Below are 13177 nucleotides of genomic sequence, written 5' to 3' on the forward strand. Positions count from 1 at the left end.
CGAACGAAGCGTTTTCCGGTTGGACGCCGAATGAACGATGGCCACCAGAATGTCGACGTCGTCAAGGGAATCCGACCGTCCATCCCCAAGTGCACCGCGACGAGCAGCGGGCAGGTCGCGGCGCAGGGACACCAGCCATTGGCGCTGAAGCTCCGCTGTTGGTACCAAGATCAGGACCTTGATGCCCTGCCGGACTGCCTCGAAAGCCGCGGCAATCCCCACTCGAGTCTTACCGGAACCGGTGACGGCTTCCACGACGCCGCGGCGGGCGTTCGAGTGCCACGCCTTCAGCGCTTCCTGCTGCCAGGGATACAGAAAGGCATAGTCGTAGGAGGCAGGCACTGGCGCGGGCGCAGCCGGGACGGGCACCTGCGGCAGCGTCGCGACCGGGTGGGACCCGGCGTCGGCTAGTTCTGGCATTTCATCCCCATTGGACGGTTCTGGTCTGGTGCCTGAAGACTAAGAGGAGGCACTGACAATTTAGGTGAGCAGCGCCACTATCCGCCGGCAAGCACCGGTTTCCACGCCTGCGTGCGCGCCAGCGCGAGCTTCAGCTCGCGCCCGCCTGCCTCCTCCAGCAGCCCGGAATCACCCACAACCACCAGCAGGCTGCGCGCGCGGGACAGCCCCACGTAAAGCTGTTCCGGCGCCCGTCCCATGTCTTTGAAACCGTTGACGCAAAGAACCACAACAGACCGCTCCAAGCCCTTGAAGCCGAGCACGTGGCCATAGAACTCAGCTTCGTTGGCATGGAACTCCCGCCAGTACTCCTCGGTGGCATCCCGCTCGAAATAGTCCAGGTGGATGGGGTGGCGGTCCTTGGTGGTGAGGAGCGCGATCTGGTTGTTGGCCCAGCCTTCCTCGATCAGCGCCTCGACACAGTCGCCAGCGACGTCGAGCGCGTCCTCCGTCGGGCAGTCCACGAAACGCACAGGCAGCCCGGTGCTGCCGCGTGGGGTAAAGTGCTCACCGGCGAAGGGCCGGAAGGACTCGGCGATCTTGCGGGTGTTGCGGAGGTTGTCGTCGACGTGGATGGGCACCAACGTGGCCATCGGGCCATTGGTGAGGTCCGCCGTCGCGCCTCCCCAGCGCTGGTAGACGTCCTGCCGGTCATCCATGAAGGCGTACACCTCGCCCGCAGAGGGATTGGTGGTGCAGGCGAGCAGCGCTTCCCACCAAAGAGGCGCGAAGTCCTGTGCCTCGTCGACCACCACGGCGTCCAGCCGCTCCTGCGGGTCCATCTCAGCCGCGAGTTCCTTGAGGAGGCGTGGCATCTCGACGTCGAAGTAGTCCTGCCCCTTGCCGTCGGGGACGCCCAGCCCGCGCACGTACTCGTGGAACTCGCCCGTGAACACCGGCTTCGCCTGCCGCCACGTCGCCACCCGGTCCTGAAGGTACTGCCCCAGGCCCTTGTTGTAGCAGAACAGACCCACGCGCTTGCCCTGCTTGCTGAGCAAGCGGGCCTTTTCGACGGCGAGCCACGTCTTTCCGCTGCCCGCACCGCCGGTGAAGCGGATCCGGGGGAGTGAGCGGGTTGCCTGCAGCAGTACGGACTGGCGTTCCGTGAGGTGGTCCTGGGCAGCTTCGTCTTCCTGGAATGTGGTGGAAGGCGCGACGGCGGTGTCCAGGTTTCCGCCCAGCTTGCGGACGATGCGATCCAGGAAGGCCGGGGCCAGTGGGGCGGCGCCGCCGCCTTCGTTTTCGATGGCCTGGCGTACGAGCTCGGCGGGCGATTTGCTGTCCGTCTGGTCGAGGATAAGGGACCGGGGGCAGCCGGCCATGGTCCAGTCCCTCGGTACATCGGTGTAGGGCAGGCTCACCATGTAGACGCAGCGGCTGCTGACGCGGGAACCAAGCTGGTCCTCAAGCCAGTTCTTGAGCGCGTGAAGCGAACTCTGGGACTGCGCCACCGGACTCTGGATCTTACGCTTCTGGTTCCGGTCCGACTGGTACCACTGGCCGTCATTGATGCTGACCTGGCCGCCTTTGACCTCGATCGCCGCCATCCCCACATTGGGCCAAAGGACCAGGATGTCTATTTCGTGCTCGCTCCGCCCATCACGGACCTGGACCGAGTGGGCCAAGACTACGTCATCGGGCAGGCTGTTCCGGAGAGCAGTCCAGAGGGCTTTTTCCGCCAGTTGTCCATCGCCGAACTCCGGTTCCTCCGGAATGCACCTCATCGTGCCTCGACTCTCGTGTCCTGGAAGGGGGCCAGCCCGAACTGGGCACGAATGTCAGCCAGATCCCGCGTGTTCCGGTCGATCTGCTTAATTTGGTCTTTTTCGATAATCGAGGAAAGGATGCGATTTGCGATGGCGAGACCCACCAGCACAAAGGACGCCCACCCCGCGGCGACTATGAAGTCCGGCATGGTGAGGAACGCGTTCTTCAGTGCGATGACGTTGTTAACGCTGCCCGTCAGACCATCCAGGATGTCATTCAGCGTGTCGGTGATCGGTTGGAAGAAGGGGCCCGCAGACACTTCGGGGCTCTCCACCCTTGCATCCCTCCCGACAGACCAGCGCGGATCCATGAGGTGGGCGAGGATGTAGAAGACCACCGCAAGGTTGGCTGCCGCAAAAGCCGCCGTGCCTGCCATCAGGGCGGTAACCACCCTCGCTGCGATTTTCAGCGGGGCGGAAACGCGGCTTCCAACGAGGAACAGCAGGCCGATCACCACAGCGATGATCCAAACAAGATTCTTGAACGTGCCTACGCTGGCTCCGCTGAGCAATTCCATCACGGGGCATCAATCTTTCCACTGCTGCGCATTTGCACGCGCACGGTTCCTAAGCTCCGGACACCGCAGCGTGGTATCGCTCCGCGCTGAGTTCAGAAGTTGTTTCAGATCATATTTGTATCAGCACGGACCGACATTATTCGATTGCTTGGTTCACGGCTTCAAAAGTGTCTTGAATTGTACTTCCCCGGAGGCCCGAAGCACATCCCGGAATAACGGATCCGACGTCGACTTGAACGTTTCTGGTTGCCTGGCGCGCGCTCGGCGGGCGACTTGCTGTCTGTCTGGTGGAGGATGAGCGACCGCGGGCACGCGCCATGTTCCAGTCCCTCGGTACATAGGTGTAAGGCAGGCTCACCATGTAGACGCAGCGGCTGCTGATCCGGGAATAGGGATTGATCTCCAGCCAGCTCTTGAGGGGATGAAGCGAGCTCAGGGAATGAACTTGGCTACTCGGACCACCAAGGTGTGTCTGTGAAATCTTCACCTTGTGCGGCCTCGAGCACGGCAGCGTGTAGTTCCAGCCATGCCGTTTCCCCGTTTGCAAGGCGACTGACAGTGTCCACACCGATACTCCTGTAGCCGAGGCGTTGCAGAGCGCTGCGCTTGACGACGTAGAACGACCACTGCTTTACGTCGAGCGGATTATAGTCCTCGTGCCGCTTTGCCGTGTGAACGCAGAACACATACACGTTCGCGTTTAGTTGTTTTCCTGCCGGGTCATAACCGTGTCGGGGGTGGTACCGAGTCCCCTGCAGCCCGCCGAAGGTGATCCGGCTGGGCCGGGGCTGCTCCCACGCCTGCAGGTACGCCGACGACTTCACCTCGATCCGAATCCCGTCCAGCAACAGGTCGTAGGCATCCCATTCGATGCGGTGAACACTGTCTAGTCCTAGCGCCTTCGCCACGAGGAATTCAGCGAGGTAACCCCGGGCATTATTCATCCGCAGGTCGCTTAACGCGAATTTCCAGAAGTCAGCGACGGTGGCATCCGTACCGATGAACCGATCGGAACCATCAATATCGCTGGCACTCGGGGGAACGATCCAGGCCTCCTCGTCCATGCGAGAACAGTACGGCTCTCGAACGTTTCCGGAAATCCCTGAGCTCTACCAGGAGGACGCAGCCGGCTGTTAGCTGGACGGGGCCGATTTACTGTCGCGGCTTGAAAGCCCGGTGGATCTGGATGCAGTCAGGCCATCAAAGGAAAGCGGCGGCGCTTTTCCCGGGCGACGTAGGACAGCACCTTGTGAAGCTCCACGTCATACAGCTCCGTAACCGGCGTGACGCGTCGGCCGCATGCTTTCAAAAGCACCATTCGTGCCTCCTCGGCACCACTCAAATGGAGCGAACGGAGCCCGACCATGACTTGTTCGACTTGCTCTGCATTCAGCCGTTGGTGTTGGAAAACCAGTTTGTGTGCCCCGTATCAAAGACTTCATACCCATCCGACATTTTGGCTCTCCGAAAGTATTCGAGGCATCTTTGCGAGGCCTTGGGAGCATTATGAATAACCAGTCTGACAATCGATGTAAGTCAGTGTCGGTTCGTGGCAATACACTTTCATCCAGCCCTTACCCACGATCGGAGCCCTGCCCATGAATGACCGCCCTATAATGCTTGGGATGCTGCCTGACGGCGGTCGTCTCCACCTAGGTGATGCGGATGGACGCTGGCCGGCAGGCGGAGGTGTTCTGCTGATCCGGGGTGATGGGCCGGTCTCGAGGGGAATGACTTACCTCGACGAGATCATCAGTCAATTCTGCCGTACGAGCGCGACGCACGTCATAGACCTCGTGGAAGGCGACTACAGCTGGATGCTGGAAGGAATGAGATCACTCTCCAGATCCATGGGGGAAGCCTGCATGAAGGTTGGTGAAATTCGTGCAGGGTTGCACGAGGATCCGCGCGGCACCACTGTCGTAGTCAACGGCGCCGAGTTCCTCTGTGCTGATGCCCATGAGTACTCAAGCGTGCTTGCCGGTAAGCTCAATGAGCTCGTGGCTTCCCAGGCCGGCGGAGGGGTGTCCTTGGTGCTGGCCGGTCGCGACTTTGATGTTTCCAAGCTTCTTGTAGCGGACTTGGACGGTGCCCACCGGATCCAATTCGCCAGCTGCGACCAGCCGGACTCTGCTCATTATCTGCTGGGTGATCTGCACGGTGCTGTCGTTCCCGCCGGTGCGGCCATATATGAGGGCCCCCGCGGGGCTCAGTCGGTCTTCTTTAACCCTGTTGTAGGCCCCGACGGCGGGTCCGCCGGGCTCGGCTTTCTGGATGTACCGATAGGAATTGGAGGGGCCAGCTTCTCGACCGTATGGGCACAAAACCTAGTGATATGCGGCGGTTCACTTTCCGGGAGGTCGAGATTGGTTGCCGCGATGGCAACGGCTGCTCAGGAAGCCGGAGCGCTGACTTGGGTCGCCGCGTCAACCCCGGATTCCGCCTTCAGTGCCCATTGGCGTAACCATCGGGGGACCATGTCCACGGGAATCGTGCAGGCCAGGGAACTCCTGCAGCTCGTTTGCGATCGGGTTTTTCCGCGCATTGATGCCTGCCGGAGGGTAAGAGCCACCGATGTAAGAGATTCACGGATCCCTGCCGACTTGGCACGGCCTATCGCAATTTTCGTTGATGACATCGCTGCTTTGACCAAGAAAAGTGCACAGCATTCCGAAGTTGGAGAGGCGGCTGAAGCCGTGGAAACCTTGGTTAGTTTCCTTGCCCAAACCGCTAGGCGAACTAACGTCACACTGGTTGTGGGCGTTTCTGGACGTGGACCGGAGGAAGCCGCTTGCTCCGACACGCTTTGGGACGGCGCCGCGCAACTACGGCTGGCCCCGCCCCCTCAAGCTGACCTCCCGGATGAGGCACCGCTGTACTTTGCTGCACCAGGCCTTCCCGCAGTCACACTGGACCGGGCCGGGGTGAGTCCACTCGGCAGCCGGTAGCGCGGCAGTGCCTTTTAGCTCAGCTGGCATTCCGCAACGTTTGAACTTCACCTTCCAAGGCTCGCTCTATCGTGACGCCGCCATCCGGGCCCGGCCCCGCCGGAAACTCGCCTGTACACCAACGCAGGTTGGTAGCATCCTTGCAACCCCGCCCGTGCCTCAGCCCGCGCACAATCTCCTGGCCGGCGTTGGACAAAGGCACCCTTGTTTTCAACCAGTTAGGAACTTCTTCATCGGGTGCCGCCCAACCATTGTCCGCAAGGTAGCGCGTGTTGACGGGCCATTCAGCCGCGGGCAGGTATTGCTCGGAAACGATCTCGCACCATACACCGTCAGCGCTCGGCGTCGCCTGCGCATAGGGCCGAGTTGTGATCTCCTCATTGCCGTCGTATTCGACGCGCAGAAAGCTGCTCCACGGCATCTTTGCCAAGAGTTGACCGATGAGTTCGCCTGCTTGGTGCCACTCCTCAGCCTCACGTTGGGATTTCGCTTCATTGATGGCCAGGCTTTCATCCTCAAATCCAAATGGAAAGCCCCAGTAAAACTCGTGGGTGTCCGGCTCTTCGTCGACTTCTTCCTCTTTGGGGAGTATGACTTCGATGGCGGCTTCCCAGCTACCGTAGCGACGGATGAGCTCTACGGCTGAAGGATGTTCTTCTCTTACGGCGGCGGCCGCAATGATCCACTGGTCGTAAAACTCTATGTCCATGGGATTCCCGAATTGCATGCACTCCTCGGTGGAACGGTCGAGGACGTCCAAGTAGTCCAGCTCCGTGAAGCGGTGGTCACCGGACAGAAGTCGCATACCCACCGAGTTCAGCAAACTTTCCCAGGACCCGTGACCGTAGCGTGCACGCAAGGTTCGTCCCGGAACGGGCCAGGGATCATCCGGGTCGTTCGCAATTGAACCGAGGCGCCTCGACACTGCCTGCATGGCGCTCTCGTAGTCCTCGTGAGAAATGGTCGTGATTGTTCTAGCTCGGATGGCAAGAGCTGTGGTTTCGATGACGGCTAGAATCTCTGCCATGCGCCGATATGGCAATCGTGAATTTAGAATGCCCCGGAGCTCCGACACCGCGGTGAGGGACATCTTTCCCAAGGCCAATTGGTAGTCCGGTTCTATTTTATGGTGGACTCCCGCGACATACAGCAGGCTTAGCTTGTCACCGATCCGCCGTGTCGGGATGTCCTCCACCGTTTGACCCCCGGGAATACCCGGGATGTGCAGCAGCTCCGCGGCGGTCGGGATGTCGATTGAAATACCCAGTGCTTTTAAAACTTTGGGTATTTCATCGCGATCAATTTCCGAGGCGTGGAGCCGCTCAACCATTTCCTCATTGGCGAGCAGCACCTCGTTGGTTGCCGATGCGCGCCGCCGAACCGCGCGTGAGCGCTCCAACTCATCGCTTGGGCTGCTTTCCGCCATGATCAGGAGGCAGACCTCTTCAAGGTCGCGCTCCATCGCCCTGGCAATCGCACGGAGCGGATCACCCTTCCTGTACGAGTCCATAAAGTCAGACTCGATCATCCAGTCTGACGGCACACGAATGCCCACATGGTGCTGTTCCTTGCCGACAAATTCCCCCAATGCTTCTCGCCTACCCCTTCACCGAACGCAGGGCGTCCGCCCAAGTGCGGTAGATGTTTCTTACCGATGCGCCGGAGGGCCGGGACCGGCCAGCTGCTAGTTCCTGCTTCACCCAGTCGTCGTAGGCTGCGTACGTCGCATTCGTTTCGGCAGCCGTCGCATGGAAGCAGAAATCGCTCACCGCGTCGTCATACTCTTCGCGGGTGAACTTCAGCAGTCCCTTTGATCGGCCCTGCCTTGTGGTCCCGATTCCCATGGCTTCCAGGGCCTCGTTCCAGCCGCCAAATCGCTTCATAACAGTTTGCCGGGTAGGCGGCCAAGGGAACGCTCCCTGCCGGGACACCAGGCCAAAGGCCACAACGAGTTCGTCGCGGAGTTCTTGGTAACGGGCGCCGGTGATGCTGGCGGCAGGGTCCTCCGACACGTGCTTCTGTGCGGCGCCAATGACACCTAGGATGGTAGCCACGTCATCGGGCGTCGCTTCTGCCGATTGCAGGGCGGTCCGCAGCTCGCTTATGAGGGACAGGTCCAGGTTCACTGCCGCCCACTCACGGTCAGGAGCGAGACTGCGGTCGGATCCCAGGAGGAACCAGATCGCTGCAGCCAGCGCCTCCTTCGAGAAGATATCGTCCGCCTGCGCCTTAGAAAAGACAATGTTAGACCCCTTCAGGGCTTCCTCGGCGAGATCGACGTCGATCCCCGGGTACAGAGCCTGCAGCTTGAGCACCGCATCGGGCCGGGTCACTCCACGCTTCGCCATGTGCCGGGCCATATCCCCGTACTCTGTCAGGAAGGCTTCATGAGCGGCCCGTGTAGCCGCTTCTCGTGCCGCAATCCGCTTCTTGCGGGATTCCTCGGCGTTCGTGCCGCCCACTTTGGCGATGATCTGCCGGACCCGTTCACGGGTGATGCCGAAGCTCTGGCCGATGGTGTCCAGCGTCTCACCGTCGGCGTAGCGCTCAACCATTGCAGCCTCGCGCTGCTCCCGGCTGAGGTCAGGAGTTGTTGTCATAGTCATATTCCTATCAGCAGCCTCGGACATTATTGGGCACCTGCGCCCGTGGCACCGGCAGCCGCTGGACAGGTGCTGGTTTCGTCGTCTGCAAGCACCTGCATGAAGAGAGGATTTGGCCGCGCATTGGGCAGTACACGACGCACAACCTCCAGCGCCTCCAACGGAGACACCCCGGCCACCTGCGCCCCGTACAGTGCGGCCACAGTGGGGGTCCGTGATTCTGCCCGGACACAGTGCAGCAGTACTGTTTTGCCCTCCGCCCGGTAGCGTTCGACGGCGTCGGCCGCGTCCCGAAGCACAAAGGCAGCATGTGCGTTGTCGTCCTCAACAGGCGAGTCGACGACCCAAAACGACGCGTGGTCTTCAGGAGCCACGCCCGGCACATCCTGCGTGCCCAGCCGGCAGAGCGACACCACGGCATCAATCCCCAGCTCGGCCACACGCTGAAGTGAGCCGACCCCGCCCAGCCACACGCCGTCGTCGTGCGGGTGGAGGACCAGCGCATCGGTGCGGCCCCACATGCTGTAGTCCTGACGCTCAACACGCGGCCAGGAAGCGGTCCGGCTGCCCTCGCCGCGGCCAAGCTCCATGCCCAGCATCATCAAATTGCGGGCACGCAGACCCGGCCAGCCGTGCAGGTGCTGCCGCCATTCGAAGGGCACAGCGGTATAGCCGTACGCTGCGCCGAGCAGGCCCCCGGCGATGGCCGCAACAGTATCGGTGTCCCGGCCGCCACGCACCGCTTCCTCAAGGGAAGTCCGGAGGCGGGCAGGGCCTGACGCCGCCCGGCGGGCATAGTGGATCGCACTCCATGCACCCTGGAACGCCTCCACCACCCACCCGTTGCGGACGAAGTCGCGGGGTCGTGACCGCTCCGCCGCCTCGATCCGCTCCAGCCACAACGCCGCCCGTTCGGAGGAAAGCAGCGGCAGGCCGGCCCGCACATCGAGCTGCCCGGTGAGAACGGCGTGACGGACCGCAACGCACCACAGCCCGCAGGCCTCCTGTGCATCCGGATCCGCATGGGTCAGGGCGCTGAGGGTCCCGGCAGCCGCCATAAGCTCGGCGGGATCCCGGCGGAGATAGGCCAAGGCCAGTGGCGCCGTCCGCATCAGGGAACCGTTCCCGGCACTCCTGCCGGTGCGGGTGTGGAATTCGGCTGCGGCAGCGTTGAAGTCTGCAGCAGTCACCTCACGGCCGGCAGCGGAAGCAAGCCGCCGCGCGGCCGCGGTGACGCTGCTGGTCTGCGCGCCCACGTCCTTTGCTTCGGCGGCCCATGCGGACCAAGACTGGACGATCATGGTGAGGGCTGTGGGGGAGGAGGCCCCGCCGTCGGACGCATGCTCCAGCAGAGCCTCGGCGATGGGGAAGGCCATGGAGGTGTCGTCCGTCCACTCGGCCGGCGCGAACCCGAAGGGCCCGCCGCCTTTCATGCTGACTTCGGTGCCGTCCGGGAGCGGGGCGCCGAATTCGTAGCCTGCGCCGAGGGCGTCGCCGGCAGCCAGGGCGACCAGGACGCCGGCGGCGCGGTCGTTCTGCAGGGGGTTCGGTTTCATGCGATCTCCATCAGGGGGTGTTGCGTGTTCCAGCCGGTGAGGTGCGCCAGTTGCGGGCGGCGCTGGGGGAGCGCGATGGCGATTCCGGCGGCGGTTATCCGTCCCTCGGCGCGGGTGACGTTGCGGCTGCGGAGGGAGCCGTGGTCCCGGACCTCCAAAGCTGCCGGGCCGTCGTCGAACCCTCCTTGTCGTCCTTGAACCAGTCCAGGTGCTGAAGCAGCGAGCTGGTGGCGGAGGCACCCCGGGCATTGTCGAAGCGGTTGACCCGTTCCCAGATGCGGCCCTGCCGGTTGCTTCCGCGCTCGCTGCTGACACCGGTCAGCTCGGCTCGAACGTTGAGCGGGGCACGGCGTGCCTGGCGGCGGTGGCTGCTCTGGCCTTCTTCCCAGCGACCGGCCTCGACGCAGAAGGTGTCGATATCGCGTGTCTCACCCGGTCCCAGGACGACGTCGCGGACGCAAGTCCGGTGCTGCTGCCCGCCTTCGAGCAGCTCGCCTTCCAGCAGCAGTGCCGGGTTTGGGCCGTTGTTGGTGACGGTGAGGCGGGATACCTGGGCACCACTGGCCATTTCGGTGACGGCCACGTCGGCGTGGGGTGCCGGTGCTGATGCCGAGGCTTCCGGGGGCTGAGGTCCAGACGGGGAAGATGTTGAGCGGCCCGAGCTGGTGCCGGCGCCGACGTGAAGCTGGGGAACTTTCATGGTGACCTCCAGGGGATTTATCGCGTTTCTGCGCTAATTGACTCCAGTATGCACGTGTTGCTTCTTTAGCGCAATACTGCGATAAATGGTGGTGTGAAGGATTCCAAGAACGGCCCAGACACGTCCCTGCTCGACTATCCGCGCCCGTCGGTGGCGGTGGATACCGCGCTGCTGACTGTTTCCGAGGGGAGTGTGTGCGTACTGCTGGTGCGCCGCGCCGAGGACCACCAGCACGGAAAGTGGGCACTGCCGGGAACGTTCCTGCGGGAGCGCGAGACCCTGGCGGACGCAGTTCTACGGTGCCTGCGGGAGAAGGCGGGGATCTCAGGCCGAGTGCCGCGGCAGCTGCAGGTATTCGACGAGCCGGGCCGCGATGACCGCGGCTGGGTCCTGTCGGTGGCACATGTGGACGTGGTCCCGCTGGCGGCATTGCAGGAGGCGTTGAAGTCCGACGGCGTCCGGCTGGCTTCTGTGGACGGGGAACCGGAGCTGATCGCTGGGCTTCCTTATGGTCACGCGGACATTGTGGCGAAGGCGGTGGAGTGGCTACGGGCTGCCTATGTGGAGGCGCCGGATCCTGGGGAGCTGCTGGATGAACCGTTCACGCTGAAGGAGCTGCGGGAGCTGCACGAGGTGGTGGCTGGTGCTTTGCTGATGCGCGACACGTTCCGGCGCTTCATGGAGCCGAAGCTCACCGGGACGGGACAGATGTCGGACGGGACGAGGGGGCGGCCGTCGCGATTGTGGGTGCGGGGGAGATAGCTCTGTGGATCCTCTGGATTTCCGTATATCTGCTAGTGGCCCATTGCCACGTCTCTACCGTGCTGCCAGAGGGGACCGACTCTATCTTCCGGTGGTATAGCTAACTGCTAGCTGTTGACCCGTCCCAGCCGAAGTCCCTCAGCACCCGGTGAATGACCGAAGCGGTGCTGCTGGCCGGTTCGCGAGAAGAAACCCGGGCGACTTCAAACAGCGCATTTCTGAGGGCCAACTCTTCGTCCGTGAGGCCGTCCCCGTAATGGGGAGCCAAAAGGAAGGAACGGCTGTCCGAAGCGTGGGCAATCAAGGCATCCAAAAAGATCTCAAGCCGTCTCGCTTGGGCGGCGGTACCGGATTCAGAGGAACCAGCGTCCTCCATATCGATGAGGTTCAGATGCTTGCCCCAAAGCTTTTCCTGCATCGCGTCGTGCTTCAGCATGAGCGCTGACCCGAATCGCCCGCCTGCTTCTTGCGCAGGCAAAGCCCGGCGGACGTCATGGATTATTTCGTGAAAATGATCATCGGCGAGCCCAAAGCCGACAAATAACAGATGGTGTGTGATGAGATGTGCTTTCACGAGCGCTGAAAGTGCCTCCCTCGTAGCGCTGTAACCTAAATAGTCGTCTCGCGTAAGGACGATGGTTTCTGGCTTATCAACTGACCCATGGAGTTTCAGCAGCCATCTGTGGGTCGCGGTTGTAGCGTCATCAGGTTTCTCCCCAGGTATGACCGTGCGGGGGCTGCCGGCGTCTTTGGATGCCTTCTCAAAGAGAGTGTCGTAGTTGAGGGTGATGGCGCCGCTGGAAGGCAGAGAGGCGAGCAAACTGGGAGCAAGTCCATAATGCTTCATGTTGACGGCTTCGCTCACGGCCCGACCGAATCTGATGTCGCCGGCGTCGGGAAACTTCTCCTCAAAGAAGGACCGAAGAACCGCAGCTTGGTCTAGGTTGCTGAGTTTCTCCAGCGCTTTCTTTTCCGGCTCTGAGAGACCTGCGGCTCCTGCCATTCGGCCTAGGAGCTGGCTCCAAGTGGGAGCGCCGGCGCTGATACTGATTCCAGCGCCCATGAATGGGACCAACCTGCCGGACCGGGCGATCTCACCCAGCCCTTTGGCCTTGGTCAGAAGGGACGGCGTCAAAGCGGCCCACGCAGTGTCCCCTTCCCTGCGCTGTTGTTGTGCGAGAGCGAAGGCTGCCGGATCTTGAAACACAAATACGATATCGACGCCCGCCTCCCCGGCATGCCGGTGAGCCTCCTTAAGAAGGACTTTTAGAAGGGCGCCCCGATATATGTTTCCACCTCCATGGCCGGTCCCGAAGAAGGGCGTGGCCAGCACCGGAGGGCTCGCCCGGTCTGCGGACGTCACCCGGCGTTCGTTTACAGCAGCGGTGGCTACTTCCAGAAATGCACGAAATCGCGGCAACAACTCATCCGCATCCGTCAGGCCCGCCATCGGTACCGCTGTTAGGACCGGAATGGATGAACCAGCGGGCCAAGCATGAAGCGCATGTGCGAAAGTGGATTCATTTTGAAAGGACCAGAGGTCTTCTGCATCTATTGCATCCGCAAGCTCTGGCATTGCCCTCGTCCATCGAGCCCCTGGAGAAGCCCTTCGGTCGACAGGCAGCAACCAAGCATCCGACTTGAGATTCAGCAGATCACCCATGGTGACGAAAACGTGGCCTTTGGTCATTGAGCTGGTATATCAGCTGCCATCCGCCGAGGCAAAAGGTTTGCTGTTCCCACGGACTGCTGGGTACAAACCGTTGCAGTCTAAGTGCAACTAATTGGATAAGGCCGCCTCGCTCTCCATCTGCCACCACTGCATTCCAGGCGGCAATGTTTAGGATCGAAGAGGAGTATCTATG

At 62.0% G+C, this 13177-nt stretch carries 11 protein-coding genes and 1 pseudogene; 2 read left to right on the forward strand and 10 right to left on the reverse strand.

The annotated features are described in order from the left end of the window. Window positions 1–9 precede the first annotated feature (9 nt). The 5 genes and pseudogenes from QFZ33_RS23850 to QFZ33_RS06740 all read right to left on the reverse strand — a co-directional run. Window positions 10–420, reverse strand: a pseudogene (locus QFZ33_RS23850) (DEAD/DEAH box helicase family protein); the annotation flags it as partial. Window positions 421–497: 77 nt separating this feature from the next. Continuing rightward, on the reverse strand, window positions 498–2183 hold the full coding sequence (locus QFZ33_RS06725; RefSeq protein ID WP_307025969.1) for an NERD domain-containing protein: 1686 nt from the start codon (window positions 2181–2183) through the stop codon (window positions 498–500). Further along, the gene (locus QFZ33_RS06730; protein WP_307025970.1) at window positions 2180–2746 is read right to left on the reverse strand and encodes a hypothetical protein; all 567 of its coding nucleotides are present in this window, start codon (window positions 2744–2746) and stop codon (window positions 2180–2182) included. Before QFZ33_RS06730 ends, QFZ33_RS06725 begins: the two co-directional genes overlap by 4 nt. A gap of 446 nt (window positions 2747–3192) precedes the next feature. Continuing rightward, window positions 3193–3807: a hypothetical protein gene (locus tag QFZ33_RS06735; RefSeq protein ID WP_307025971.1), complete on the reverse strand. Its 615-nt coding sequence runs from the start codon at window positions 3805–3807 to the stop codon at window positions 3193–3195. Window positions 3808–3935: 128 nt separating this feature from the next. Next, window positions 3936–4061: a hypothetical protein gene (locus QFZ33_RS06740; protein WP_307025973.1), complete on the reverse strand. Its 126-nt coding sequence runs from the start codon at window positions 4059–4061 to the stop codon at window positions 3936–3938. Window positions 4062–4473: 412 nt separating this feature from the next. Between QFZ33_RS06740 and QFZ33_RS06745 the strand changes: the two genes are divergently transcribed. Then, entirely contained in the window at window positions 4474–5691 is a 1218-nt protein-coding gene (locus QFZ33_RS06745) for a hypothetical protein (RefSeq protein ID WP_307025975.1), read from the forward strand. A gap of 19 nt (window positions 5692–5710) precedes the next feature. Here QFZ33_RS06745 and QFZ33_RS06750 read toward each other — a convergent pair whose 3' ends face one another. From QFZ33_RS06750 to QFZ33_RS06765, 4 genes are all read right to left on the reverse strand, one after another. Further along, entirely contained in the window at window positions 5711–7279 is a 1569-nt protein-coding gene (locus QFZ33_RS06750; RefSeq protein ID WP_307025977.1) for a TY-Chap domain-containing protein, read from the reverse strand. A 10-nt stretch (window positions 7280–7289) separates the two neighbouring features. Beyond that, entirely contained in the window at window positions 7290–8291 is a 1002-nt protein-coding gene (locus QFZ33_RS06755) for a sigma factor-like helix-turn-helix DNA-binding protein (protein WP_307025979.1), read from the reverse strand. Window positions 8292–8320: 29 nt separating this feature from the next. Continuing rightward, window positions 8321–9850, reverse strand: a complete 1530-nt coding sequence (locus QFZ33_RS06760; RefSeq protein WP_307025982.1) for an ADP-ribosylglycohydrolase family protein — start codon at window positions 9848–9850, stop codon at window positions 8321–8323. Between the two features lie 94 nt (window positions 9851–9944). Then, window positions 9945–10550, reverse strand: coding sequence for an ARPP-1 family domain-containing protein (locus QFZ33_RS06765; protein WP_307025984.1), 606 nt, complete (start codon window positions 10548–10550; stop codon window positions 9945–9947). 93 nt (window positions 10551–10643) lie between these two features. Here QFZ33_RS06765 and QFZ33_RS06770 point away from each other — a divergent pair, with 93 nt between their 5' ends. Then, on the forward strand, window positions 10644–11312 hold the full coding sequence (locus QFZ33_RS06770; protein ID WP_307025985.1) for an NUDIX hydrolase: 669 nt from the start codon (window positions 10644–10646) through the stop codon (window positions 11310–11312). Between the two features lie 100 nt (window positions 11313–11412). Here the strand turns inward: QFZ33_RS06770 and QFZ33_RS06775 are convergent, their stop codons facing one another. After that, entirely contained in the window at window positions 11413–13002 is a 1590-nt protein-coding gene (locus QFZ33_RS06775; RefSeq protein WP_307025986.1) for an SIR2 family NAD-dependent protein deacylase, read from the reverse strand. Between the last annotated feature and the right edge of the window lie 175 nt (window positions 13003–13177).

The organism is Arthrobacter globiformis (assembly GCF_030815865.1).
In the GTDB taxonomy this organism is placed as follows: domain Bacteria; phylum Actinomycetota; class Actinomycetes; order Actinomycetales; family Micrococcaceae; genus Arthrobacter; species Arthrobacter globiformis_B.

What these genes read in the sequence shown, in the direction of transcription:
- QFZ33_RS06725 (WP_307025969.1), bottom strand. Translation starts at nt 2,183, where the DNA reads ATGAGGTGCATTCCGGAGGAACCGGAGTTCGGCGATGGACAACTGGCG.
- QFZ33_RS06735 (WP_307025971.1), bottom strand. Translation starts at nt 3,807, where the DNA reads ATGGACGAGGAGGCCTGGATCGTTCCCCCGAGTGCCAGCGATATTGAT.
- QFZ33_RS06740 (WP_307025973.1), bottom strand. Translation starts at nt 4,061, where the DNA reads ATGGTGCTTTTGAAAGCATGCGGCCGACGCGTCACGCCGGTTACGGAG.
- QFZ33_RS06745 (WP_307025975.1), top strand. Translation starts at nt 4,474, where the DNA reads ATGACTTACCTCGACGAGATCATCAGTCAATTCTGCCGTACGAGCGCG.
- QFZ33_RS06755 (WP_307025979.1), bottom strand. Translation starts at nt 8,291, where the DNA reads ATGACAACAACTCCTGACCTCAGCCGGGAGCAGCGCGAGGCTGCAATG.
- QFZ33_RS06760 (WP_307025982.1), bottom strand. Translation starts at nt 9,850, where the DNA reads ATGAAACCGAACCCCCTGCAGAACGACCGCGCCGCCGGCGTCCTGGTC.
- QFZ33_RS06765 (WP_307025984.1), bottom strand. Translation starts at nt 10,550, where the DNA reads ATGAAAGTTCCCCAGCTTCACGTCGGCGCCGGCACCAGCTCGGGCCGC.
- QFZ33_RS06775 (WP_307025986.1), bottom strand. Translation starts at nt 13,002, where the DNA reads ATGACCAAAGGCCACGTTTTCGTCACCATGGGTGATCTGCTGAATCTC.